Here is a 25810-nt window from a genome sequence, read left to right on the forward strand (position 1 = left end):
AACTACCAAAAAGGCGCACAGGGCCGGAGGCCCTACAGCGAAAAACAGGTATGACAGAAGTCGTCACCGAACGGCGTCAGCAGGATGCTACGACGCACAATCCTGTTGGATCGTCCGGCTCGCTTGACCGCCTCGATCACCGACGGCTGCACCTCGACCACCTGGTACCGGTCGGCCTCGACGGGCTCGCGTGAGAACGCCACCAAACCGAGCCGATGCAGGTTGTTCAGGTACGCGCTGATGCGGTCCAGATGTCGACATCCCGCCAGTTCTCCGATCATCGACAGACCCTCGTCGATCATCTCCGAGCCGACTCCGAACGGCCGCGCCGTGCGCACGTCGACGCTCGGTTGTGCGCCGGAGGTGGCCAGCAACCGAAGAATTCGAGCTTCGTCTGGTGCGATCTCGTCGAGGATCCGGTCGTAAGCCGGGTGCAGATCGTCGCGATCGGTCACGTCCGCGGAACGATCCAGCAACCTGTCACCACGTGCCCGCAGCGCCGCGAGAGTGGCCTCGACGCTCTGTTTGCGATTGGTACGAGTAGCCATTGCCGCCCGCAGGTTCTCCGTCCGCGAGCCGTCTCCGTTGGTGTTCTCGGCCCGACGTTCGGATTGCACGTTGGCGGATTCTGCAGCCTCTGCCGCGGCTTCGGCGGCGGCCTGAACGATCTGCCGCGTCGCCTCCTTCGCCGTTCCGAAAGCCCAACCCGTCAGCTTGATCGACGTGAGCGTCGTCGTGGCGGTAAGCCCGACAAGGCTACGGATCAGACGCTTTTCGACGGATTCGACCGGCGTGATGTCCGCAGCCCAGTCGTACGATTCCGCTTCGACGATCATGCGATGGTCGTGCTCACTCATGCTCATACTCCGAATATTGCGAGGTGTAGGAAACCGGCAAACGAGCCCAGCACGGCCCCGTGTACGAACAACAGCCACTCGTCCTGCTTGACGGCTGAGCGTAGTAGTTCGCTGAAATCTTCCGGTGAAAGGATGCTCATGCGTTCGGTGACGAAGACACGAATCTTCTCCGACTGGTTCTCGGCGAACTCCGCGTCCTCGAAGACCCTTGGGTACAGGTCGAGCACTTCGGTGGTGGCCAGGCCGGGCAGACGCTTGTAGCTCTGCGAACCGACGGTCATCTTGACCACCGACTTTGCCCAGCCGGCTGCGTCGTCGACGGATTCGCGCAGTACCTGATCGAGCATCCGCCGCGTTCGGTCCGAGCGGGGACCTTCGAGGAGTTCGGTGCCGATGTTCTCGAGCGTCACGACGTGATCGGCGAGGGTTTTTGCGTACCCGGCGATGATCTCGGTGCGTCGCTTCAGGAAGAGCCCCTGCCTCCACGGCACCCAACGGTTGGGGGTGATCGGCTCGAAGATCATCGTGATGCCGAGGTAGTTCACGATGTATCCGATGATCACACCGCCGATGGGAAGCACCCACCACTGCGGAACCAGATGGAGGATTCCGACGAGCACGAAGCCCATCGGGAATCCGAAGTAGAAGCCGAAGTTCTGCATGAACCTGAGCTCTTTGTTGCCCATCGTGCGGAAGATGTCGTTGAGCAGTTTGGGATGCGAAGAGAGGTAGCGGATCACCATCAGCTTCGCGTCGATGAACTCGTCGATGTCCTCTTCGATGCGGTCGGTGATCATACGCACGCTGGCCGGCAGATCGTCCTCCACCTTGCGGAAGACGGCCTCCTTCACCGACGTCGGAAGGTTGTGCCAGAGCTGAGGATTCTCGGCCGTCATGATTCTGGTGACCACGCCGCGCACTTCACTGCGAGAAATGTTCACCAAGTGCTCGGCGATGCTGTCCGGGTCCAGGACGCGATAGAAATCGGCGATGCTGCCGACTTTCGCGAGGGATTTGTCGACGGCGATCGACGCCATCTTCTCCGCCCGCGAGGGGACGATGCCTTGCCAACCGAATCTGCCGTCGCTGGTGATCGCGGGGATCACCTGGACGCGTCGGGGGAGGAACGGGAAGAGCAGTTTGAGGCCGGGCACTTTGATCCCGTGGAAGTTGATCGGCGCAAACAGCATCAGGACGCCCGACCAATTGGTGATGTACCCGATGATTCCGGTGAACAAAGGAATGGTGATCAACTGTTCGAGCAAGTGGTCCGGCACCGTCGCACATCCTCCTCATATCCGAGAACCTCACGTTCGGACATGATTGCCGAAACTTCGCTCTTCGTGGGTGTTTCGTTGGCTACTGCTGCGCCTTCCCAGTTGCGTCAGCATAGAGGCCCGACAATTCGGGCTGTAGGTGGGTAGGAAGTTGATGTAACCTCACGTACATGGTCAGTATTGCGCACAACACGACGACGCCGGTTCTCTTCCGGCGCATCGTTTAGGAACTGCTGACCGAACCCTTTCAGCCCCGGGAGTTATCGCCCCGGGGCTTTCCTGTTTCGTCGCTCCGTGTGCGTCTCCCCTTGAACGATTTGGAGACTTCTCATGAGCGTTGACCACCGCGAACTCGGGCGCGACCTGGAGTTTTTCGCCACCATCCCCACCGTCGGGGCCGGCCTCCCACTCTGGTTACCGGACGGCGCGATCATCAGGAACGAACTCGAAAAGTTCGCCGCCGAACAAGCAGCGCGATCCGGATGCCGGGGTGTCTATACCCCCGTTATGGCGAAGAAAGAGTTGTACGAGAGATCTGGGCATTGGTCCAAGTTCTCGGACGACATGTTTCCCGAAATGAAGATAGGCGGAGAGTCATTTCTCCTTCGTCCGGCTAACTGTCCCCATCACGCTCAGGTATTCGCCGCTCGCGGTCGTAGTTATCGCGAGCTACCTTTCCGCGTTCGTGAACTCGGCTCGATGTTCCGTAGCGAACTCTCCGGAGTTCTCAGCGGATTGAGTCGAGTCAGACAGATCAATCTCGACGACGCACATGTCTTCTGTAGTCGTGAACAAGTGCAAGCGGAAGTGATCGTCGCGCTCGATGCGATCGAGCGCTGCTACTCGACTCTGGGGATTGCCGAACGGGGGTACCGACTCTCGATCAGAGGGGGAGAGGGGCAGTACCTCGGCACCGACGAGCAGTGGGTGGACGCCGAGGATCACCTTCGCGGGGCGCTGAATGCACGCTCGATCGAGTACGTGGAAGCGAAGGGGGAGGCAGCGTTCTACGGTCCCAAGATCGACGTCCAGGTGCGAGACGCGCACGGCCGCGAGGAAACACTCTCGACCGTGCAACTCGACTTCAATCAACCGGAGCGGTTCGACCTCGAGTACACCGCTGAGGACGGATCCAAGGCTCGCCCCGTCATGATCCATCGGGGCTTGCTCGGATCGATGGAACGCATGACTGCGCTTTTGATCGAAAGGTTCGAAGGGCGGATGCCGCCGTGGCTGGCACCCAACCAAGTCTCGATTCTGCCCGTCGGCGACCGGCACCAGGTTGAGGCCGAGCGTTTGCGGGCCGATCTCGAGGCTCGCGATGTTCGAGTGGCGATCGCGCCTGACGGATCGTTGGGACGTCGCATCCGCGAGGCACGCACTCACCGTGACCCGTACATCGCGGTGATCGGGGACAACGAGGTGCACGGCGGCACCGTCGACGTTCTGGTCCCCGCGCGTGGTGGGCGCGTGGTCGTCGATGCGAGTGTGTTTGTCGCTCAGGTGGTCTCGGGCATCAAAGAGCGTGCCCTGCTTCCGGCAGGCTTCTAGCCGACGGGGAGCTCGTGGAGGGCGCGCACCAGTGGCGCGAGTTCGGGTGTCTTGCATGCCTCGTCGAGTGCGGCTTCGAGGGTGGCGTCGTGCGTCGGCCGTGCGCTTTCGAGAAGCTCGCGGCCGGCCGGCGTCAGCTCGGTGTAGATGCCTCGACGGTCGTCGGCGCACAGGATGCGCGTCAATAGTCCTCGATCTTCGAGTCGATTGACCAAGCGCGTCGTGGCGCTGCTGCTCAGTGCGGCAGCGCGAGCCAACTGAGCCATCCGCATGTGCCAGCCATCCTGGCGGCTCAGTGCGTCGAGCACGGTGTATTCGACGACGGACAGTTTGTGCTCACGCTGGAGCGCGCGTTCCAGTTCGGTGTCGAGGGCGCCGTGCAGTGCTGCGAGCGTGCGCCACCCTTGCGAACGGATTTCGACGGCGTCGTCGGCGATCCCCATGTGATTCTCCTTGTCCGTTTCCTGCGACTCCAGGTTACCAGCTTGCGCATGTAGCGCGCGCGTGCAACTATTTATAGCGCGCCTGCAACTAATGCACACGCCCGCTAACGGCTTACGCGTAAATCTGTGAAAGGAACATCGAGATGACATTGGGTCTCATTGCCCTCGCTATGGGCGGGTTCGGGATCGGCCTCACCGAATTTGTCATCATGGGCCTCCTGCCCGAGGTCTCGGCTGATTTCGAGGTCACCGAGTCCGTCGCGGGCTACCTGATCTCGGGCTACGCACTGTCGGTGGCGATCGGCGCGATCCTCCTGACCGCTGCCGTCACCCGCTTCGAGCGCAAGAAGGTCCTTCTCTCGCTCATGGTGCTGTTCATCATCGGCAACCTGATGTCCGCGCTCGCTCCCTCCTACGAGGTCATGATGGGCGGACGCATCGTCGCGGCGCTGTGCCACGGTGCGTTCTTCGGAATCGGCTCGGTGGTTGCCGCCGACATGGTCGCGCCCAACAAGCGCGCCGGCGCCATCGCGATGATGTTCGCGGGCCTGACCATCGCCAACGTTCTCGGCGTTCCGTTCGGCACGCTGCTGGGCCAGCAACTCGGATGGCGCTCGACGTTCTGGGCCATCACCGTCATCGGCGTCATCGCCCTGATCGGAATTGCAGCACTCGTCCCGACGACGCCCGCCAGCACGACCGGTGGCGGATTGCGCGGAGAGTTGGGGGCATTCCGCAACAAGCAGGTATGGCTCTCGATCGCCATCACCATCCTCGGCTACGGCGGAATGTTCGGAGCCTTCACCTACATCGCCTTCACCCTCACCGAGGTCACCGGCTTCGCGACGTCCAGCGTTCCGTGGCTGCTCATCCTCTTCGGCTCGGGCCTGTTCGTCGGCAACTTCCTCGGCGCCAAGGCGGCCGACCGTTCGCTCACGAAGGCGCTGGTCTGGATTCTCGCGATCCTGACCGTCGTTCTGATCGTGTTCGCCGCCACCGCGGAGAGCAAGGTCATGACCGTGATCTCGCTGTTCTTCATGGGCGCCTTCGGTTTTGCGACGGTTCCCGGTCTGCAGATGCGGATCATGAACTACGCTTCGGCAGCACCGACCATGGCATCGGGTGCCAACATCGCCGCCTTCAACGTCGGCAACGCACTCGGGGCATGGCTGGGCGGAATCACCATCGCCGCGGGACTCGGCTTCACCTCCCCGATCTGGATGGGAGCGGCAGTCACTGTCGCCGGTCTGCTGGTCTTGCTCGTCGCGGCGAAGATCGACCGCCCGGCAGCGTCAGAGCCGTCGACGCCGACCACCTCGCTGCACCCGACCGCCGCCTGAACCTGTCCATTGCGCTCTGACCCCATCGCGTGAACGTATCGCTCCCCTTGTCCAACAAGGGGAGCGATACGTTCACGCGGGTCAGGTGAGGCGGAATTCGGCGGTCACCCCGGAGAAAGGCGTGATCGCGCCGCTACCCCGAGCCTTCGACGCACCGAAGTGTTGGACTCGATACGTACCCGCCGGAGTATCGGCCGGAACATCCCACGTGATGCGCACGACGGAACCGTTGCTCCCGACCCGGCGCCAGTGCAGTTTGGTGGACCAGTCGTTGTCGTCGGCGACCCGTGTCCAGGATCCGCCGGTATTGCGCTGGATCTCGTAGAAGGTCCCGTTTCGGTGAGTGTCGTTCTTGGGGTGGCCGGTGACGAACTCGACGGCAACCTGCGCACCCGGTGAGCTGTCGCCGGGCTGGACGGTCGCATCGCCGAATTGTGTTCCCGGCAAGGGCTCGTCGAAGTCGACGCCAGGTCCGAAGCTGGGTTGGAACCCGGACAGGTCGGCCGGAGCGGGGCCGCGAGGAGGTTCGGTGCCGTCGCGCATCGCGGCTGCAAGGGCGGCATACCCCTGCTGATAGGCCGGCAATGTGTAACGACCGAACATCGTCGAACCGCCCTCGTACTGCTGCGAATCGTATTCCTGTGGTGTGGTGCAGTAGCTCGAGTACGAGTTCGCGTATCCCTGGAAGATGACGTTCTCGAGGGGAACCCCAAGCTCCTCGGCGACGGTTCGACGCACTCGTAATCCGGAGACGATGGTGAATTCCGCAGGGCCACCGACGATGTAGAACTGACCGATCCGCAGGATCTGGATCTTGAGTACGTTCGGCACCCATCCTCCCGGTGGCAGCAGGCCGACCGGAACGACTACGAGTTTGGGCGCCTGTGCATCCTGAAGCCATTGAGGCACAGGAGCATCCATACCGCCCAGGGCGTCGATCATGGGGTTTCGGGTGCCCTCGGGGAAGATCGGGATTGCCGGTCCGTCCTCGACGCTTCCGGCGCTCATTGCCGCGCCGATCGCAGCCGGCGCGGTGCGATGCTCGCGCCCGTCGGGAGTGAATCTTCCACTCACCACCTGATTTGCCATGTCCAGGTACATGATCCGACTGTCGACGCCACCGGTGACGGTGTCGGACGCCGCGTCGAAGGCAGTTCGAGCCGCCGCTACCTGGCGCAGCCCGATGATGCGTGCGTTCTCGAATTCGTCTTCGGTCGGTCCGCGTCCGGGCTCGAGGAAGAGGTTCGGTGACATGTCGCCGCTGTTGGTCTGCGGAAAAGCAGCAATGAAGCTGGTGTCGCCGTCGAGGTAACGCACACCCCGGTCGTCGTGCTCCCAGAAGTACGCCGCGGCGCCCTTGTTGTCCCCGGAGATGAGATGGTTCTCGTTCGTGAGCGAGGCGCAGTGGGTGGCGAACCAGTTGATCGCCCCGATGTCCTTGCTGCCCCGACTGATACGCATGACACGCATGTGGTGGTCGTTGCCACCGGGGTAGTAGGCCTTGTCCTCTTCGGGATTGAGGTCGAACGCCACTCGCGATCGGTTGACGCTGGCATCGGTGAGATCGGACCGCCCGAAACGGACTGTGCCTGGCGCCAGGTTCTCGTGCGCAGCGCTGATCGCCTCGACCATGCCGTTGACCTCGGCTTCGAACACCTGCAGTTCGAAGCCGAGAACTGCGAGGTTGTACGCGTAGTTGTGCGAGGCCCCACCACATGCCGCGTGTGAATGGATGGCCGTCAACATGACGTTGCGCTCGGTGTAGATGTCACCGAACCTCCCGGCCAGTCGGCGCAGGACCTCGTCGTGAACGGACTGGAAGATCATGCAGTTGTCGACGCACACGTAGGCGACCCGCGACCCGCCGGACTCGAAGATGAAGGCGCGTGCGCGCATTCGCTGGTGCAGGCCTTCGGCGCGTTGGTCGAAGCTCGAGTAGCCCATCATGCCGACTTCGGCGACCGGTCCGGTCACGTCGGAAATTCCGACGCCCACCTGCAGTGACGCCGACGACTTGTCGGTGCGTGCGGGTGAAACGGTGCGTGCCGGCGAAGCTGCGACGGCCTGGTTCGTCGACAGAGCGGCGAGCGCAGGTGCGGCGGCAGCGCCTGCCAGTACGGTGCGTCGGGTGATCTGCACGAGTGTCCTTTCGGGCGGTCTGACGCGAGTTGGTCAACCGTCCAGGAGTGTAGCCCGAGTCACACGTGACCGAAAGGGGTGCCGTCGGCCGACACTCAGATTGTTGTGGCCTCCCCGAACGTCATCGCCAGGTTCTTGATGGTCGTGGTCATCAGGGCCCGGCGGGGGAGTCCCAGTTTCCGAAGCTCCGCCGCCATCGGGTGACTGCCCAGTTGAACCTCGGCTCCACCAGGGCGAGATTTGACGCCGGTCGGTGCCATGTCCCACGACGTGCACCTGGTGGCGCCGTCGAGATGTGAGTACGCGGCCAACGACATGTTGGCTCCGCCGCCCGGCACGCTGACGCCGGATTTCACACTCAACTGTGTGATGAGTTTGCCGTCGCGAGAGACCGATCCGCGCTTGACCGAGCCGACGTGCTCGGTGTCGAACTCGGCGAGCACCTTCGGGAATCCCCAGATTTCCCGGCCGGCGGCCTTGGTGAACTCGCCGTCCACCGGCAACTCGTGAATGAGAGCCCCTGCAGTTCCGGCAGCGAGCGAACGTAGATCTCCCAGCACCGAGGTTTCGGGAGGCGCAGTGTGGCTGCGCACCATGTACGTCACTCCGAATTCGTTGTACGGCCCCAGATCCCCGTCGATGTAGTCGACAAAAACCAGGCCGCACAGCGCCCGGCCAGGACGGTACTGGAGCACGGTCAAGCCGGTGTAATCGATGATCGACTGCGCGGTTGTGCTCGGTACCGAGTACAACGCCATGAAGGCAGACGCGGTGCGAACTTCGACGGGCATCTCGACCCTCTTGCCCAGAATCGTGTAGCTCATGGCGCTACCACCCCACGGAGTCCGTCGGAGCCGTAGACGGGTTCGAGCATCGAGCGGAAATCCGGTCCGCGGCGCAGCATTTGGCCTCCGTCGACGTTGATGATCTGCCCGGTGATCCAGGTGGATTGCGGTCCGAGTAGGAAAGAAGCGAGTCCGGCGACGTCCTCGACCTCGCCGACGCGTTCGAGCGGCGTGTTGGCCAGGTAGTCGTCCAGGATGGGGCCACCGTCGGTGATGAGCGCGACCAGATCCGTTCGGGTCAGACCCGGCCGGATCGCATTGACACGAATGTTGCTGGCGCCCAGTTCGTCTGCCGCCAATTGCACCAGGTGGTCGACGCCGGACTTCGAGACGCCGTACGCGCCGAACCAGCGATGTGTGTTGCTGCTGGCGATCGACGAGATCGCGACGATGGATCCACCGCCTCCTGCCACCAGTGCCCGCGCGCCGTGCTTGATCGTCAGCATGGTCCCCGTGACGTTGAGGTCGACGGTGCGGCGCCAGGCGTCGACGTCGAGTTGCGTGACCGGTGCGATGGTTTCGTTCCCGCCGGCGCAGGCCACGACTCCGTCGAGCTTTCCGGTGACGGACACCGCCGCGGCGACAGCGGCGACGACGTCTGTCTCGATCGTGACGTCGGCGGGGGAGACGCTGACCGATCCTGCGGCAGTCGCCTGCCGGATCGATTCGGCGGCAGCATCGAGTTTCTCCTTGTTGCGTCCGCAGATCGTGACGTGAGCGCCGGACGCAACGAGCGAACGAGCGATGCCCAGGCCGATGCCACTACCGCCGCCGGTCACCAGTATCGATGTGCCGGTGAAAGTGGGTATGCCCGCTGAGGCGGTGTCGTCGTCCATGCGTGTCTCCTGGTCGTTGCTCCGGCGGGCTCGCGTGCTGCTTCTGGAGGTTTTCCGGTCCGGCTTCGGTGAAAACGCCCCACGCTATATAGGAACAGGTTCTACTTATTGAGGCAAGGGTTGTGCGAGAGGTGGAGTGATGGCTACCAGACCGACCTTCGATTTGATCGACGGACGCTTCTACAGCGGAGACCTCGGGAATGTGCGCGACGCATACGCCTGGATGCGTGATCACGAGCCCGTGTACCGAGACGACGCCAACGGAATCACCGCGGCCGCGAGTTACGACGCCGTCGTCGCAGCCGAGCGGGATCCCGAACTGTTCTCCAACGCCGGTGGCATCCGCCCCGAAACCGGTCCATTGCCGCAGATGATCGACATGGACGACCCGCAGCACCTCACACGTCGACGCTTGGTCAATGCGGGTTTCACACGTAAGAAGGTCGAAGCCAAGGCCGGCCGTATCCGGGAGATCTGCGATCAACTGATCGACGCCGTCTGTGAGAAAGGGGAAGCCGACTTCGTCGCAGACCTGGCGGCACCGCTGCCGATGGCCGTCATCGGCGACATGTTGGGTGTCCGTCCGGAGGAACGCGCGTTGTTTCTGCGGTGGTCGGACGATCTGGTGAAGGCATTGGGAAGCAACGCTTCCCAGGATCAACTGCAGGCCATGATGGTTGCGTACGTCGATTTCACCGCGTACATGATGCGAACCATCGCCGAGCGGAGGAGCGACTCGGCCGACGATTTGGTGAGCACGTTGATTCACAGTGCGGTCGACGGCGAAGCCCTCTCCGATCAGGAAATCGTCAACGAATCCCTGCTGATCCTGATCGGCGGTGACGAGACCACACGGCACGTGCTCAGCGGCGGCATGGAACAGCTACTGCGCCATCCGGACCAGCGCCGGGAGCTAGTCGACGATCCCGATGCCATTCCCTTGGCAATGGAGGAGATGCTGCGGTGGTCCTCGCCGATCAAGAACATGGCTCGAACCCTGACCCGTGACACCGATTTCTTCGGCGCGCAGCTGAAGGCAGGTGAGAAGATGCTGCTGCTCTTCGAATCGGCAAATTTCGACGAGTCCGTGTTCCTGAACGCCGAACGGTTCGATGTCGGCCGCACACCGAATCCGCACGTGGCCTTCGGCTTCGGAACTCATTTCTGTCTGGGTAATCAGCTGGCCAGGCTCGAGGGACGGATCATGTTCGAGCAACTCTTCGCCAGGCTGCCGGGAATGGCACTTGCCACCGACGCGCCGCTGCAGCGGCGTGCCGCCAACTTCGTGTCCGGTCTCGAATCGATGCCGGTGCGGTTTACCGCTTCGGCGCCGTCAGCCGGGTAGTTGGCAGTTGGGAGGCGCAGCATCTTCGGAGAGGGGGCTGCCCGCCGGATTGACGTAGACGACCTCGAGTACCAATGGTGTTGTCTGCGAGTTGTTTCCGATGTGCACATGATCTGAACCGCTCGGTTCGATCAAAGTATTTCCGGCGCTGTAGATCCCGTCGACGGAGCAATCGGATCGGTAGTGGCTCAACGTGCCCTGCGCGATCAGTGCGTAGAGCGTCCCGTCGTGGAAGTGCCAACCGGTGGAACCGCCGGGGTCGATGGTGATCTGACGCAGGATGTAGTCCTTGCCGTCGAAAGTCACCTGCCCGAGAATTTCACCGTGTACTCCCGTGCTCGGTGTCGCCGACGCATTGATCGGCGTCAGAGACAGCCCGATCGCTGCGGACACTGCAAGCAGAACCTGATGGCGTTTACGCATGAGCGGCCCTCCCAGACGGATGTGCTCCTGAGTGTCCTCCGTCGATGCCCGGTTTATCCCAGTTTTCGTGGATCCAGCACTGCGAAGGCAGAGGTATGCCCTTGAGAGGCGGTTACGCTCGTGCCATGCTGCAAGTCGCGACGAGGCGCCGGAGCCAGCCGCCGCCTGCGCGCTTCATGTTCGAGGCATTGATCGATCCGTACCGCCAGCCCGCCCGGCACTGGCTGGAACTTCTCGAGAGCGAGATCGCACCGGAGATCGTCAGGGCTGAAGAACCGGAGCTGGTGATCTGGTCGTCGATCTGGCCAGCCCGACCCGACGCCGTCATCCGATTCGACATCGAGGCGGTCGGAAACAGCACGATGCTGCGTTGGACGCTCTTCCTCGCAGATCCGATACCGTCGGAGGCGGAGGTTGTCGGGATGCGAAAGCGGCTCAATACCTTGATAAATGCGAATCTCAGGTTCAACTTCGGCCAATAAGTTGGATCACTGCCGCATTACTTGGTGTCGACTCGGCCGATCGGGTCGGCGTTGTCGCTGAATGCGGCCCGGGCCGCTGGCCAGCTGGTCTCATCGATGCGCAACGCGGTCCGAAGGTAGGCAGTACTCATCCGTTGGATGGCGGCGACCCGCTCTGGGTTCTCGTCGGTGGTCTCGGCGACTTCGTATCCGACGATTCCACCGAGTGCGTGCTCGGCACCGTAGAAGGAAAGGAGGTCGGTGGCTCCGGGGCTGTGCGTGTAGGCGTCGGTGAACCAGTCAGGTCCGCGGCTGGACATCTTGGACTGGTCGTGGTCGCCCGCGACGACGAGTGTCGGCGTCGTCAGTTCCTGGAACGAGGGGCGCATGAACGGGAAGTTCGCCTGCGCGAACGGATGCAGGTTCTCGCCGCCGAGACCGGTTGCTGCGAACAGGATTCCCGCGGTGACGCGACTGTCGGACATGTCCTGGCCGACCTGGCCGGCCTCGTCGAAGATCCTTGCTCCGAGGAGCGACTGAGCGGTTTGCCCGCCCCAGGAGTGACCAGTGGCGGCAACTCGACTGCGGTCGATGCGGCCGGCAAGCCCGGGCACGGCAAATTCGATGGTGTCGAGCTGATCAAGGATGCGTGTGAGATCCGCGATTCTCTCGGTCCAGATCGTCGGGAAAACCGGGTGGTCGAACCCGAAACCGTTCCGGCGCGAGTCCAGATGTGTCGGCTGGATCACCACGAATCCGTGGGATGCCCAGAATGCCGTGAGTGGCGAGTATCCATCGAGGTTCCAGCCGTTGCCGTGGGAGAACACCACAACGGGGAGGTTCGTGCCTGCTGCCGGAGCAGACACACGTACTTCCAGCGGGACAGGTCGATCGGGGGCGAACAACTCGACGGGGGCAACGGAGACGACCGGGGCGCCGGCGCCGATGATGCCGTTAAGAGTGTCGATCATTGATGAGGTCATGGCAAGTTCCTTGCTGAGGCTGCACCCTGCGATACTGTTTATCGGAGCGTCGCTCCGCAACATTACGGAGCGTTGTTCCGTAATGCAAACATATGTTGTGAGTCAGCGAGGAGTGCACATGGCTGATGCCCAGGACGAGCAGTCGCGCGTCGCGTCTCCCAAGCAAGTCGGTCGCCCACGTCGAAGCGAGCAGGCGCTGCTCGACGCGGCGGCAGCAGTGTTCGTGGAGTCCGGAGTCGACGCTCCGGTGCGGGAGATTGCGGCGAAGGCCGGCGTCGGCATGGGGACGATCTACCGCCACTTCCCGACGCGTCCCGAGTTGGTGGTAGCCGTATACCGACACCAAGTCGAGGCGTGTGCGGACGCGGGCCCACAGATGCTCGCGGAGAGTGCAACGCCCGAGGCGGCTTTGCGGGCATGGGTGGCTTTGTTCGTGGAGTTCCTGGTAACCAAGCATGGGCTCGCCGGTGCACTGCAAGGAGACAGCGCCGGGTCCGACGCTCTGCATATCTACTTCGTCGACCGCCTCGTTCCGGTATGTGACTCCCTCCTCGCGGCAGCGCTCGAGTCCGTTGGCACTGCTTCGCGGGTCGATGCGTACAACGTGCTCAAAGGCATTGGGAACCTTTGTATCGGTGCTGGGTCCGATGACCGGTACAAGGCCGAGGTCCTTGTACAGCTATTCATCTCGGGCGTACTCGCGCGAGAGGTTCGCTGACGCTCGGCTCAGTCAGATCAACTCCGGATTCTCGGCGTACACCTCTTCGAGGATCGACATGTCGAACAGTTGCTCCGCTGTAATCTCCAGCCCAGCTTTCGACAGTGCCGCGATGTTCTGTTCGATCAGTTGGGGTGTCATCGTGAACAACCCGTTTGCTTTGGTATCTGCCGACACCACAAGATCGTTCTGTGCGGTGGCTTCCTTGATCTGCTCTTCGAGTTCCAGGTTCTGGTCCTTGCCGTAGACCTCGACGGCAAGCCGCGCCGACTCTGCCGGATCAGCGACCGCGTCCTTCCAACCCTGGATCTCGGCCTTCAGGAATGCCTTGAGCTTGTCCCTCTCGTTGTCGATGGTGGACTGGAGAACCGTGAACGATTGGGCGACCAACGGCAGGTTGTAGTCCGCGAAGAGGAAGTGGGCGTTGGGGAAACCTTTGGCGGCCAGTGTGATCGGCTCATTGGTCACGTAGGAGACCCAGCCGTCCACCTCGCCGTTCGCCAAGGGGCTCGGATCGAACTGCGCGGGCACGATCGTCATCTGGCTTTCGGTCAGGCCGTTTGCTGCCAGGAGAGCTCCGAAGACGAGCTGATTGGAATCCTGGACGCCGATCTTCTTGCCGATCATGTCCTGTGGTGAGTTGATCGGTGCCGCAGCGGAACTGACAATCGCAAACGGATTCTTCTGGAATGTCGCACCGACGATCTTTGCCTCCAGTCCGTCGAGTACGGCGGGGGCTGTGAGCTGCGGTGCGGACATTCCGATCCACACCTTGCCGGTGTCCCGGCCGGCTTCGACGCCGGTGCCGGCTGCGCCACCTGCCACCAGGTCTACATTCCCGAACCCTGCATCCTTGTAGTACCCCTTGTCGAGAGCGAAGTACTCACCGGCGAACTCGATGTTCTTGATCCAGGACAACTGCACTGCAACTGTTCCGAATTCGGAACCGTCGTCCGTGGTTCCGCCACTCGAACTGCTGGAGTCACTGCTACACGCGAGCAATGACGCACTGCCGGCGACTGCGATGCCGGTCAGCGCGGAGTAGCGGAAGAAGGCCCTGCGGTCCAGCTGGCGGACGGGCTTGAATGGCGTCATGAATCGGAACACTAGGGCCAGTCGGTTTCGTTCAGTTTGCTTGGGAGAGAGAGTTTGTTGAGGTCGTGTTAACAGATGTCACGACTTGCCCGCCGAAGGACCGAAACGAGACAGAGCGATGCTTTCGAAGATCCCGACCACGGCGTAGAGGACGATCGACACCACGGTGATCACCACGATAGATGCCCACAATTCGTTGTACTGGTAGCGCGGAATGGCTTTGATCATGCTCGAACCCAAGCCTTGGCCGCTACCGAGCCATTCGCCGATCAGTGCTCCGATCAAGGCGCCGGGTACGGATACTCGTGCAGCGGCGAACACAGCCGGAAGTGCGGACGGCACGGACACCATTCGCAATGCGGTCCAACGACTCCCGCCGTAGGCAGCGATGAGGTCTTGTGCCTGAGCCGGAGCGGCACGTAGACCGACCATGATCATGACGAGGGCTGGGAAGAACACCACTATCGCAACCATGACTGTCACACCCACGATTCCGCGGCCGAATATCAGGACGATGATCGGGGTCATCGCAACGAGAGGAACAGATCGTAGAAGCATTGCAACGGGCATGAAAGTCTGTTCGACAGTGCGGGAAACGACGAAGATCGATGCCACCACGAGCGCGGCAGTCATTCCGATGGCAAAGCCGACACCGGCGTCGCGCAGAGTGATGAACAGGTTGTCGATGATGCCCGAACGAGCGTCGGCGGATTTTGGGCCGGAGAACAGGTACTCCCAGACGTCGGCCGGCGTCTTTCCCACACGCGGGCCGACCTGAGGAAAGGCGTTGAGGAAGACCACCCAGATGACAAGCAACAGCGCCGAGGCGATGGCAATCGGGGCGAGGAATCTCAATGTTCCTCGTACCGAAGTCATTTCTGTGCTCCCGGAACGCTCGTCCACGGGGTGACGAGCCGGGCGATCGCTGCGACGACGGCGTACCCCAGACCGGCGAGCAAGGCGGCGGCGATAGCCATTCCCCACGTTCGCGGGACGTTGTACGACGTCTGAGCGGCCGTTAGTGCGACGCCGATCCCGCTGTCCACCCCGCCGAGATACTCACCGAGAATTGCACCCAGTACGGCCGAAGGTGCAGCAATCTTGAGGGCAGCAAAGGTGCTCGGAAGTGCGCTCACAAGTTGAACTTTGGTGAACTTCTGCCAACGCCCACCGCCGTAGGCGGCGACGAGATCGAGGCTCGTCTTGTCGGCCGATCTCAGGCCGGCGAGTGTGCCGACCATCGTGGTGAAGAAGCAGTACATTGCGGCGAGAAAGATTGTGGGGGTCCGGCCGCCGAAGACGACCAGGATGATTGGGCCAAGCGCCAACAGCGGTGTGCAGTAGCTCAGGATCGCCAGTTGTGTGGCCAATCCCTCGATGGGCGGAATGAGAACGACAAGCACGGCAAGCGTTATCGCCAGCAGGTTTCCCCAGAGAAAGCCCTGCAGCGCACCGGAAGCCGTGACGGTGAAATTGGGTCCGTACAGCGACCAACCGTCGTCGAACATCGTCGAGACAACTACCCACGGCGTCGGAATCGTGCCTCCCGCAACACCGGCCGCCGCCAGAATCCACCATAGAGCGATCAGTCCGCAGATGCCGACTGCACCGCCGAACCACGTTGGACGCTTCAATCGGATCCGGCGCGGCACAGATGGCTGCGCCGCCGCGGTCGCGACGTTCTCGATATCGGTAATTGTCATGCGACGCCTGCTTTTCCGAAGAGCAGTCCGGAGAGGTAGTCGTGGATCTCGTGGAACTCGGGTGTACGCATCATCTCGGGTGTACGCGGGCGCGGCAGGTCGATCGGCACGACTTCGAGGACGCGTCCGGGCCGCGGCGTCATGACGGCAACGACGTCGGAGAGGAACACGGCTTCGGCGATTCCGTGAGTCACCATCAACGTGGTCGCCGGTTTCTCGGTCCAGATCCTGAGCAATTCGATGTTGAGCCGTTGACGGGTCATGTCGTCCAGCGCGCCGAAGGGTTCGTCGAGTAGGAGGACACTCGGCTTGACCACGAGCGATCGTGCGATCGACACACGCTGACGCATACCGCCGGACAATTGGGCGGGCTTGGCCTTCTCGAATCCTTCGAGGCCGACGAGCGCGATCAGGTCGGCGATCAGGTCGGGGTCGGGATCGATGCCGGCAACCTGAAGGGGCAGTTTGATGTTGGAGGCCACTGTTCGCCACGGCAGCAAAGCCGAATCCTGGAAGGCGATTCCGAGTTCGCGGCGCTTGCGTAACTCGGCCGGCGACTGTCCGTTGACAAGGGCCGTTCCCGACGTCGGACTATCGAGGCCCGCAAGGATGCGGAGAACGGTGGACTTCCCACATCCGGACGGCCCGAGCAGAGACAGAAACGAGCCTTCGCTGGTTTGGAGGGACACGTCGGTCAGCGCGGTCACCGACCGACGACCCATCTCGAAGGTCTTGCCGAGGCCGGAGATGTCGAGACCGGTTCCAGCGGGGCGAGGTGTGGTGACGGGACTGGTCATTCCCGCACAGTACGAACGTCCGGTTGCGGTCATGTTGCCTGCGCGTCACCGCTGCGTGAGGCTGGTTCGGCGTCTCCTGTCACAGCGCCGTGGTGAGATGGACGTCTGGACGGAGTGAGGGGAGCGAAGATTGCTGAAGTTGTACCGGGCCGAGCGTTCGGACACCTTGGTCTCGGCGTTGGCCACGCTCCTCCGTACCCCGCTGTCGGATCCATTCGCCCGGGAAACTGTTGCGGTGCCGGCCAAGGGCGTCGAGCGTTGGCTCAATCAGCGGCTGTCCTCCCAGCTAGGCACGTCCGGACCGTCAGCAGTGGACGGAATTTCTGCGAACATCGCGTTTCCTTCACCCGCGCGCCTGGTCGCGGAGTCCGTGGCCGCGGTCAGTGGAATCACGGCTGACGACGACCCATGGTCGCCGACGCGATTGGTGTGGACGGTTCTCGATGTGATCGACGAGTCCCTCGGCGAGCCCTGGTGCGGAGTCCTGGCGAAACATCTCGAAGGCCATCGTGAAGGTCGACGGTTTGCCTCCGCCACACATGTCACCGAACTCTTCCGCAGTTATGCCGCGCAACGCCCGCAGATGCTGATCGACTGGGCCGCCGGGCGGTTGACCGACGGACACGGATTGGCGCTGTCGGAGGATTTCGAATGGCAGGCACGTCTGTGGTGCATCGTCGCGGACAAGATCGACGTTCCGGGGCCCGCAGAGCGACTGGGGCAAGTGAGCCGCGCACTGGTCGAGGACCCGGCCTTGGTCGACCTACCGGAACGTCTGTCGGTCTTCGGGCCGACCCGGCTGCCGGTCGATCAGCGAATGATCTTGAGCGCACTCAGTGCGAATCGGGACGTGCACATCTGGCTCCCGCATCCCAGCCCCGCGCTGTGGACCAAGATGAGCTCGCGCATACCGCCTCGAAGTGAGAGCACGATCCGACGTTCGGAAGACGGGTCAGCGCTGATATCCGCCAATCCGTTGCTGTCGAGTCTTGCTCGCGACGTTCGTGAACTTCAGATCAGCCTCGGTGCCGCCGAGTTCGAGTCGGTGCATCTTCCCGAACCAGCCGGCCCGAAATCCCTCCTGGCGACGGTCAAGGCCGATGTCATCGCAGATCGTGCTCCCAGCGTTGCAGCGGAACCGGATGGGACAGTTCAGGTCCACGCTTGCCACGGGCCGGCACGGCAGGTCGAGGTGCTCCGCGAATGTCTGCTCCGATTGTTCGAGGACGACCCGACATTGCAGCCGCGCGACGTACTCGTGATGTGCCCGGACGTCGAAACGTACGCACCTTTGGTTCGTGCTGCATTCGGGCAAGGCGTCCATGGCCACCCGGGGCATCTCCTTCGAGTAAGGCTGGCAGACCGCGGATTACGTCAGACCAATCCTGTCCTGGCCGTTCTCGGCTCTCTCCTCGAATTGGCCGACGGCCGGGCCACAGCCAGTGAGGTTCTCGACCTGGCCGCGACCGAGCCTGTCCGCACACGTTTTTCGTGGGGCGACGACGAGTTGGAAAGACTGCGGGAATGGACGACGGAAGCGGGTGCTCGCTGGGGAATCGGTAGTCGGCAGCGTGCCACGTTCGGCCTCGACGCATTTCCGCAGAACACCTTCAACACCGCCATGGACCGAATCTTGTTGGGGGTCAGCGCGGACGAATCGGAAAATGCCTGGTTGGATCTCGCGCTACCACTCGATGACGTGGACGGCACAGACATCGACCTGACTGGACGTTTCGCAGAGTTCGTCGATCGCCTGGCCGTCTCGCTTCGCGATCTTGCCGGCCCACATTCACCGGCCGAATGGCTTCGTGTGCTGATGCGGGCCCTGGATCTGCTGACCGACACAGCGCCCGCAGATTCCTGGCAGAGCGCGGGGGCCCACCGCGAACTGGTAGCTGCTGTGGAATTCGGCGGAGAGACGGTGTTACGTCTGGCCGATGTTCGCGCGATGCTCTCGTGCAGCCTCGCGGGCAGACCGACGCGTGCCAACTTCCGAACCGGCGAACTGACGGTGTGCACGATGGTTCCGATGCGTTCGGTACCGCATCGCGTGGTCGTGCTGATCGGACTCGACGACGAGGTGTTCCCTCGAACCGGTGGAGTCGACGGCGACGACATCTTGTCCCGTGATCCCGTTGTGGGGGAGCGTGATCTGCGCAGTGAAGACCGGCAACTGCTTCTCGATGCCGTGATGTCTGCGGGCGAACATCTGATTCTGTTGTATACCGGTGCCGATCCGGTCACCGGTGTCGTCAGACCACCGGCGATCCCCCTCAGTGGCCTTCTCGACGTACTCAGTGCGACGGTGGGTCCGGAAGCGATCAACGGAGTGCTGACACGGCATCCGTTGCAATCGTTCGACAATCGAAACTTCGCGCCGAACAAGCCGTTCAGCTTCGACACGGCAGCGCTGGCCGGTGCGAGGGCTGCCTCCGGAACACCGGTCGAATTGCCGACAGTCTTGTCGGCCGAGCTACCCGAGGTGCATCCGAAGGAAGTGAACCTCGCCGACTTGGTGAACTTCCTGGTACATCCCGCGCGTGGTTTTCTGCGCCAACGCCTCGGCGTCCGGGTACCGGAACTCGACGACGACATCGCGGATTCGCTGGCAACCGAGCTCGATCCACTGTCCACCTGGGCTCTGGGTGACCGAATGCTTCTCTCGCGCTTGGCTGGACGCAGCTCGGCGGATTTCCGTGCAGCCGAGTGGCGCCGCGGTACTTTGCCGCCCTACAACCTGGGCGCCACGGTTCTGGGCAACGTCGAGTGGGTGGTAGACCAACTTGCCGGTCTTGCCTTGCCACACCTCGAGGGCGACTCCGAGGCCGTCGACGTCGACATCGACCTCGGTGACGGGCGTCGTCTCACCGGAACGGTAACCGGTGTGCACGGCAATTCAGTGGTGGGAGCGTCGTATTCCTCACTGGCGCCTAAACATCGGATGACGGCCTGGATAAACCTGCTCGCCTTGAAAGCGCACGGACGACCCGGTGCGCTCGATGCAGTCTCGATCGGACGGGGTCGGGGAAAGATCGCAGCGGCACGGTCGGTGCTCGATGCGCCAGGCAATGCGGTCGAGATCCTGCAGCAACTGGTGGACCTACGCGAGCGGGGGCTGCAGCGTCCGTTGCCGATGTGGGCCGCTACTTCAGCCGAATATGCGCGCCGACGCTTTGGTGGCGAGTCGGTCGACGATGCGACAAACGGTGCGGACACCCAGTGGACCGGGCAGTACGGCGAGATGATCGATCCAAGCAACGCTTACGTTTTCGGAGAAGCTCGAACACTGGCGGAGTTGGCTGCGGATCCGCCGTCGGACGACGAATTCGTCTGGGCCGAGGAACCGACTCGATTCGGAGTTCTCGCCCGACGACTGTGGGATCCGTTGCTGACCAACGAAAGAGCGGAGTAACCCGTGGACTTCGATCTATTGGGGCCACTGCCTACCGGCACTACGGTGTTGGAAGCGAGCGCCGGAACTGGCAAGACCTACGCGATCGTCGGACTCGCGACCCGTTGTGTTGCCGAAGGTCTCGCCGACATTTCGCAAGTTCTGCTGGTGACATTCAGCCGGGCCGCCACTCAGGAACTTCGTGAGCGTGCCAGGGAGAGGTTCGCGGGAGTGTCCGCCGCTCTGGTCGACCCGGAGGCGGCGAGGCGGTCGGATGATGATCTGGTGGCGTACCTCGCCACAGCTGACGACGAGGAGATCGGCGTGCGGCGTCGTCGACTCCTGCGCGCTCTCGCGGAGTTCGACGCCGGCACCATCACGACCACCCACAGTTTCTGTCAGAGGATGCTCGACGGGCTGGGCATCGCCGGGGAACGTGAACCGGACACAACTTTTGTGGAGTCGGTCGACGACCTGATCAGTGAGGTCGTCTCGGATTTGTACCTCAGCCGCTACAGCCGGACGGACTCGTCTCCACCGTTCTCCACGAAGGACGCGCTGGCCATCGCCCGAAGCGCAGTCGGCGATGGTCAGGCAATTCTCGAACCCGACAGCGAGGAGGAGACCGCACCCGGTCAGCGCGTCCTCTTCGCGGCTGCTGCTCGTGTCGAGGTCGAACGACGTAAGCGGACCAAAGGAATTCGCGACTTCAACGATCTGCTGACGCTGTTGCACGGCGTATTGACCGATCCGGAATACGGTCCCGTCGCGTGTCGTCGGGTGCGCGAGAAGTTCAAGGTCGTGTTGATCGACGAGTTCCAGGACACCGATCCGTTGCAGTGGGACATTCTGCGTTTGGCCTTCCACGGTCACACCACCCTGGTCCTGGTCGGTGATCCCAAACAAGCCATCTATGCGTTCCGCGGGGCAGAAGTTCTGAGTTATCTCGATGCGGTCGATCAGGCGGATGCGCACCAGGAGTTGACCACCAATTGGCGTAGCGACCCAGGGTTGTTGGCGGCACTCGAACACCTCTACGGTGGTGCCGCACTCGGCAACGAAGGCATCGTCGCGCATCCGGTGGAGGCTTCGCACAAAAAGTCTCGGTTGTTCGGCCCGGTGCCGATGCGTGTACGCCATCTGCCCCGTACCGGAGCCGGACCGCTCAATCGTTCGGGATTTCCGGCCGTAGGCAGACTTCGCAGTCGCGTCGCGGACGACGTCGCAGCAGACGTGGTCGCGCTCCTGGGCGGCGATGCCCGCTTGGCAGTCGACGGTGTTCCACGCCCGGTCGAACCGGGAGACGTCGCGGTGTTGGTGCGCACCCACAAGCACGTGGCGATGATCCGCGATGCTCTCGATGCCGTCGGTGTACCTTCCGTTTTGACCGGAGGGTCCAGTGTTTTCGCGACACCCAGTGCGACCCAGTGGCTGTGGCTGTTGCAGGCGATCGAGCAGCCCCATCGCTCCGATCGGGTCCGGTTGACGGCCCTCTCACCAATTTTCGGGCGCACCTCCGAAGAACTGGACAAGGATGGCGACAACATCGTCGCGGAACTTGCCGGTCAACTGCGCTCCTATTCCGGGCTGTTCGCACGCGTCGGGTTTGCGGCTGTGTTCGAAAGAATCTCTGCCGAAACAAATCTGGAGAAGCGTGTACTCGCGGCCCCGTCCGGCGAACGAGATTTCACCGATCTGCGGCACGTCGCACAACTCCTCGGTCGCGTCGCGACCGAGGAAGCGTTCGGGTTGAGCGCACTGGTTCGCTGGCTTTCCGATCGGATCAAGGACCCGACGTCCGGGAGCGCCACCGATCGAAGCCGCCGCCTCGACAGTGACGCTGCCGCAGTGCAAATCGCTACGGTGCATGCCACCAAAGGGCTCGAGTTCCCGATCGTCTACGTCCCGTTCAGTTGGGAGAGCGTTGGCGGCTTCAACTCGCCGACGCAGCTGTTGCACGACCCGGAGGGACGCCGCATCCTCGACGTCGGCGGGCAGGAAGGCCCGGGGTACAACGCCAGAAAGACTGTTGCGGAGGCCGAAGAAGCGGGCGAAGAACTGCGGCTGCTGTACGTGGCGCTGACCCGGGCGCAGTGCCAACTCGTGCTCTGGTGGGCACCCAGCTACGGGACCTCCCGCTCGCCGCTGCACCGGTTGATGCTCGGACGTACACCCGGCATCGCCGAACCTGCTCGGGTAGTGAAGGTGCTCGACGACGGTACAACCGCAGCACGGCTCGCAACCTGGCCGGCAGCAGCTTCCGACGTGATCTCGGTGGAACCTGTTGGTCCCCATCCGCCCTCGCCCGTCCACTGGTCCAGAGCGGCTGCGGACGTGACCGAACTGGCCGCGGCGCGTTTCGATCGAGACCTGGACACTCTGTGGCGTCGTACGTCGTACTCGGCACTCACCGCCGGAGCGCACCACGCGGTCACGACCACGGGCAGTGAGGTCGAGGATCCCGAAAAAGACGACGAGCCAGAGGATTCCGTAGACCTCGAGAGCATTACCCCCTCGCCCCTGGAGGCGTTCCCTTCACCCATGAACGGACTTCCCGCGGGCGCCGCATTCGGCACGCTGGTGCATGAGGTGCTCGAGGTGGTGGACACGGCTGCGGCAGATCTGAGAGCGGAACTCGGGATGCGTTGCGCCGAGGCGGTCTCGGTTCGGGCGGCCGAGGTCGACTCCGAAGCACTCGCGGATGCGCTGTATCTGGTGATGCAGACTCCCTTGGGATTCGGAACCTTGGCCACGATCGCGCCGAAAGATCGTCTTCCCGAACTCGATTTCGAACTCCCACTGGCCGGTGGCGACGATCCGGTGTCGATGAGTGTCACACTCCGCGGAGTGTCGGAACTGTTGAGGCGCCACCTTTCCTCCGACGACATTCTGGCGTCGTACGCCGACTATCTGGACCGTGTCGAGACGTCACCGATGCGCGGATTCCTGACGGGCAGTATCGACGCAGTCTTGCGGATCCCGGGCCCGTCGTTCGTGATCGTCGATTACAAGACCAACCGGATCGGTCGCGGCGATCTGACGGCTGCCAACTACACGCGTGAACTCATGGCGACGGAGATGATGCGCTCGCACTATCCGCTGCAGGCACTGCTGTATTCGGTTGCACTGCATCGGTATCTGCGGTGGCGCCTGCCCGACTACGATCCGCACCGTCATCTCGGGGGCGCGCAGTATCAATTCGTGCGTGGGATGCTCGGCCCGGACAGCCCGCCGGAATGCGGTGTCTTCGAATGGAAACCGCCTGCTCAGCTGACGGTTGAACTATCGGATCTGCTGGCCGGTCTTGATGCGTCCCACACAGTAGGGGAGAAGATTCGATGACCGAGGCGCAATTGGCTCAGCGCGCCAAAGGGATCGTGCGAATCTTCAACGAAGCCGGGGTTCTGGTTGCCGCCGATGTTCATGTCGCGACGAGAGTGTGCAGCCTGGGCGGTGAAACTTCCGAAGAAGTGATGCTGGCCGCGGCGTTGGCAGTTCGGGCCGTGCGATCAGGTTCGGTGTGCCTCGATCTACGACGGATGCGTGATGTGAGCGTCGACAATGCGACGGAGGAGGAACTTACGTCGTTGCCGTGGCCCGAACCGTCGGAGATCGTTGCCGCCCTTCGGCTGAGCCCTCTGGTGATCGGCGGAAACGCCGGACCTCTCAGACCGCTCCGGTTGGTCGACACGGACGACGGTGAACTCCTCTACCTCGATCGATATTTTCTGCAGGAGCAGACGATTCGGCGAGTGCTCGACGAGCGGGCGTCCACGTGGCCGCCCGCCGACCTGAAAGCGGTCCGAACGCGGCTGGATTCGCTGTTCGTCGACGAGAACGGGCCGACCATCGCGCCGGATCGTCAACGGATAGCAGCTGCTCTCGCCGCGACACAGTGGACCACCGTCATCGCCGGTGGGCCCGGAACCGGCAAAACCCATACGGTCGCACGTATTCTCGCTCTCCTGTCGGAGGAATTGGGTTCGAATGCTTGCATCGGTCTGGCCGCACCGACGGGTAAAGCCGCAGCACGGCTGCAGGAGTCCGTACGTGAGCAGACCGCGAGCCTTGGCCTTCCCGAAGAACTCGCGGCCATGACCCTGCACCGCCTACTCGGTTGGCAGCGGGGGAGTTCGAGTCGTTTCAAATACAATGCGACCAACAGACTTCCCTACGATGTGGTCGTCGTCGACGAGACGTCGATGGTCTCCCTCACGTTGATGGCGCGCCTGCTCGAAGCCGTTCGCCCCGATGCCCGGCTACTGCTCGTCGGCGATCCCGATCAGTTGACCTCAGTCGACGCGGGCGCTGTTCTTGCTGATCTTGTCGCCCGCCCGGTAAACGTCAGTGGAAATCCGACGCTGACACAGTTGGTGGGTGACGATCTCACGGCCACTGGTTCAGAAGAGGCATTGAGTGCGGATGAGCAGGATCGTCTGCGGGGCGGGATCATTCAACTCTCACGCGGGCGCCGCTTCGACGGAACCATCGCGTCGTTGGCCAGGGCAGTTCGAGCGGGAGATTCCGCTGAGGTTCTGCGTATCCTGCGCAGCGGTGATCCTGCCGTCTCCTTCCATTCGCCCGAGGATGTTGACGCATTGCGCGCCGACATCGTTGCGAGTTCAGAGGTGGTGACTGCGTCGGCCGAGGTGGGTGATGCGATCGGCGCACTGAAAGGCCTGGAATCGCACCGCCTTCTGTGCGCCCACCGTGACGGACCGTACGGTGTCGGGAGGTGGGCGCAGCAGGCGATGGAGTGGGTCGGCACGGCATCAGGGCAGTTTCTTGACCCGACGCGGTGGTATCCGGGCCAACCGCTGCTCGTGACGGCCAACGACTACGAGGCGAAGATCTACAACGGGGACGCCGGGGTGATCGTGCAGCGTGAGGATGGCGTGCCTATTGCCGCATTCCAGCGGGGCAGTGATGCGTTTCTGATTCACCCGAGCCAACTCTCGTCGGTGCAGACTGTTTACGCGATGACGATTCACCGGAGCCAGGGCAGCCAGTACGACACCGTATCGGTGATGTTGCCGGCCGAGGCGTCGTCACTGCTGACTCGGGAGTTGTTGTACACGGCGATCACTCGCGCCAGAAACCATGTGAGAGTAATCGGCACCGAGGATTCCGTGAGGGCGGGAGTGCAGCGACAGGTACTCAGGGCAAGTGGGCTGCGTCGTGAGATCCGTCCGTACGACGGGCCGTGAAAGTCGGATGTTGCGGATTCTCTCGGTCATACGTTGTATACGACGAACACCTTGCGTACGGTCTCGGTGACCGTCCACGTACCCTTCCATCCGATTGGGAAGATTGCACTCGTACCGGCAACGAGATGTACGGGATCGCCGTAGTCCTCCTCGACGGTCATGGCGCCGGAGACGATGGTGATGATCTCGCCGCGGGTGAGGAACTCCCACCGCGACTTTCCCGGTTCGCTCTCCCAGACTCCGGATTGAATGCGGCCGTCGGCACTGGTGAACTCGACATCTGCACGAGTGATGATGTCTCCGCCGAGTGGCTCTGCACTGGGTTGGCCGAGCAGTGCTTGCTGGAAGATCCCACTTGCGCTGTTCAACTCTGCGGCACGGAAGGTAATGGTCACAATT

General features: G+C 62.7%; 21 protein-coding genes. 8 read left to right on the forward strand and 13 right to left on the reverse strand.

Annotated elements, in window-relative coordinates:
- Positions 1 to 32: 32 nt before the first annotated feature.
- Positions 33 to 857 carry an Abi-alpha family protein gene (locus tag A0W34_RS33360; RefSeq protein WP_081557350.1) on the reverse strand — a complete coding sequence of 275 codons (825 nt, stop codon included), beginning with the start codon at positions 855 to 857 and terminating at the stop codon, positions 33 to 35.
- Positions 858 to 859: 2 nt separating this feature from the next.
- A complete protein-coding gene (locus A0W34_RS04025; RefSeq protein ID WP_003945674.1) occupies positions 860 to 2134 on the reverse strand; it encodes a DUF445 domain-containing protein in 1275 nt (424 codons plus the stop codon).
- A gap of 330 nt (positions 2135 to 2464) precedes the next feature.
- On the opposite strand from A0W34_RS04025, the gene thrS reads away from it, so the two are divergent.
- On the forward strand, positions 2465 to 3685 hold the full coding sequence (gene thrS, locus A0W34_RS04030) for a threonine--tRNA ligase (protein ID WP_081557351.1): 1221 nt from the start codon (positions 2465 to 2467) through the stop codon (positions 3683 to 3685).
- Here the strand turns inward: thrS and A0W34_RS04035 are convergent.
- Complete coding sequence (locus tag A0W34_RS04035; RefSeq protein WP_003945852.1) at positions 3682 to 4128, reverse strand: MarR family winged helix-turn-helix transcriptional regulator; 447 nt, start codon at positions 4126 to 4128, stop codon at positions 3682 to 3684. The genes thrS and A0W34_RS04035 overlap by 4 nt on opposite strands.
- Positions 4129 to 4271: 143 nt before the next feature.
- Here A0W34_RS04035 and A0W34_RS04040 point away from each other — a divergent pair, with 143 nt between their 5' ends.
- Positions 4272 to 5468: an MFS transporter gene (locus tag A0W34_RS04040; protein WP_081557352.1), complete on the forward strand. Its 1197-nt coding sequence runs from the start codon at positions 4272 to 4274 to the stop codon at positions 5466 to 5468.
- An 81-nt stretch (positions 5469 to 5549) separates the two neighbouring features.
- Here A0W34_RS04040 and A0W34_RS04045 read toward each other — a convergent pair whose 3' ends face one another.
- The 3 genes from A0W34_RS04045 to A0W34_RS04055 form a co-directional block, all read right to left on the reverse strand.
- Positions 5550 to 7607, reverse strand: a complete 2058-nt coding sequence (locus A0W34_RS04045) for a neutral/alkaline ceramidase (protein ID WP_081557353.1) — start codon at positions 7605 to 7607, stop codon at positions 5550 to 5552.
- A 95-nt stretch (positions 7608 to 7702) separates the two neighbouring features.
- Complete coding sequence (locus A0W34_RS04050) at positions 7703 to 8431, reverse strand: acetoacetate decarboxylase family protein (RefSeq protein WP_042920495.1); 729 nt, start codon at positions 8429 to 8431, stop codon at positions 7703 to 7705.
- A complete protein-coding gene (locus A0W34_RS04055; protein WP_064075148.1) occupies positions 8428 to 9288 on the reverse strand; it encodes an SDR family oxidoreductase in 861 nt (286 codons plus the stop codon). The genes A0W34_RS04050 and A0W34_RS04055 overlap by 4 nt, the downstream gene beginning before the upstream one ends.
- Positions 9289 to 9427: 139 nt before the next feature.
- Between A0W34_RS04055 and A0W34_RS04060 the strand changes: the two genes are divergently transcribed.
- Positions 9428 to 10633, forward strand: coding sequence for a cytochrome P450 (locus tag A0W34_RS04060; RefSeq protein ID WP_081557354.1), 1206 nt, complete (start codon positions 9428 to 9430; stop codon positions 10631 to 10633).
- Here A0W34_RS04060 and A0W34_RS04065 read toward each other — a convergent pair.
- The gene (locus tag A0W34_RS04065; protein WP_003945598.1) at positions 10622 to 11056 is read right to left on the reverse strand and encodes a cupin; all 435 of its coding nucleotides are present in this window, start codon (positions 11054 to 11056) and stop codon (positions 10622 to 10624) included. The genes A0W34_RS04060 and A0W34_RS04065 overlap by 12 nt on opposite strands.
- 125 nt (positions 11057 to 11181) lie before the next feature.
- Between A0W34_RS04065 and A0W34_RS04070 the strand changes: the two genes are divergently transcribed.
- Positions 11182 to 11538: a hypothetical protein gene (locus A0W34_RS04070; RefSeq protein WP_232329978.1), complete on the forward strand. Its 357-nt coding sequence runs from the start codon at positions 11182 to 11184 to the stop codon at positions 11536 to 11538.
- Between the two features lie 17 nt (positions 11539 to 11555).
- Here A0W34_RS04070 and A0W34_RS04075 read toward each other — a convergent pair whose 3' ends face one another.
- Positions 11556 to 12500: an alpha/beta hydrolase family protein gene (locus tag A0W34_RS04075; protein ID WP_081557356.1), complete on the reverse strand. Its 945-nt coding sequence runs from the start codon at positions 12498 to 12500 to the stop codon at positions 11556 to 11558.
- Positions 12501 to 12618: 118 nt separating this feature from the next.
- Here A0W34_RS04075 and A0W34_RS04080 point away from each other — a divergent pair, with 118 nt between their 5' ends.
- Positions 12619 to 13218 carry a TetR/AcrR family transcriptional regulator gene (locus tag A0W34_RS04080; protein ID WP_007734129.1) on the forward strand — a complete coding sequence of 200 codons (600 nt, stop codon included), beginning with the start codon at positions 12619 to 12621 and terminating at the stop codon, positions 13216 to 13218.
- A 12-nt stretch (positions 13219 to 13230) separates the two neighbouring features.
- Here the strand turns inward: A0W34_RS04080 and A0W34_RS04085 are convergent, their stop codons facing one another.
- From A0W34_RS04085 to A0W34_RS04100, 4 genes are all read right to left on the reverse strand, one after another.
- Entirely contained in the window at positions 13231 to 14313 is a 1083-nt protein-coding gene (locus tag A0W34_RS04085) for an ABC transporter substrate-binding protein (RefSeq protein ID WP_198035688.1), read from the reverse strand.
- Positions 14314 to 14391: 78 nt separating this feature from the next.
- Positions 14392 to 15189, reverse strand: a complete 798-nt coding sequence (locus tag A0W34_RS04090) for an ABC transporter permease (RefSeq protein ID WP_075832156.1) — start codon at positions 15187 to 15189, stop codon at positions 14392 to 14394.
- Positions 15186 to 16016, reverse strand: coding sequence for an ABC transporter permease (locus A0W34_RS04095; RefSeq protein WP_075832158.1), 831 nt, complete (start codon positions 16014 to 16016; stop codon positions 15186 to 15188). Before A0W34_RS04095 ends, A0W34_RS04090 begins: the two co-directional genes overlap by 4 nt.
- Complete coding sequence (locus tag A0W34_RS04100) at positions 16013 to 16846, reverse strand: ABC transporter ATP-binding protein (protein ID WP_003945415.1); 834 nt, start codon at positions 16844 to 16846, stop codon at positions 16013 to 16015. The genes A0W34_RS04095 and A0W34_RS04100 overlap by 4 nt, the downstream gene beginning before the upstream one ends.
- Positions 16847 to 16943: 97 nt before the next feature.
- Between A0W34_RS04100 and recC the strand changes: the two genes are divergently transcribed.
- The 3 genes from recC to recD are packed head-to-tail and all read left to right on the forward strand — an operon-like array spanning position 16944 to position 25411.
- Positions 16944 to 20225 carry an exodeoxyribonuclease V subunit gamma gene (recC, locus tag A0W34_RS04105; RefSeq protein WP_081557358.1) on the forward strand — a complete coding sequence of 1094 codons (3282 nt, stop codon included), beginning with the start codon at positions 16944 to 16946 and terminating at the stop codon, positions 20223 to 20225.
- A 3-nt stretch (positions 20226 to 20228) separates the two neighbouring features.
- Positions 20229 to 23546: a UvrD-helicase domain-containing protein gene (locus A0W34_RS04110; RefSeq protein WP_081557359.1), complete on the forward strand. Its 3318-nt coding sequence runs from the start codon at positions 20229 to 20231 to the stop codon at positions 23544 to 23546.
- Complete coding sequence (gene recD, locus A0W34_RS04115) at positions 23543 to 25411, forward strand: exodeoxyribonuclease V subunit alpha (protein ID WP_081557360.1); 1869 nt, start codon at positions 23543 to 23545, stop codon at positions 25409 to 25411. Before A0W34_RS04110 ends, recD begins: the two co-directional genes overlap by 4 nt.
- 26 nt (positions 25412 to 25437) lie before the next feature.
- On the opposite strand, the gene A0W34_RS04120 is transcribed toward recD, so the two are convergent.
- Positions 25438 to 25806, reverse strand: a complete 369-nt coding sequence (locus A0W34_RS04120; protein ID WP_064075155.1) for a cupin domain-containing protein — start codon at positions 25804 to 25806, stop codon at positions 25438 to 25440.
- Positions 25807 to 25810: the final 4 nt, after the last annotated feature.

The organism is Rhodococcus sp. BH4 (assembly GCF_002079265.1).
Lineage (GTDB): Bacteria > Actinomycetota > Actinomycetes > Mycobacteriales > Mycobacteriaceae > Rhodococcus_F > Rhodococcus_F qingshengii.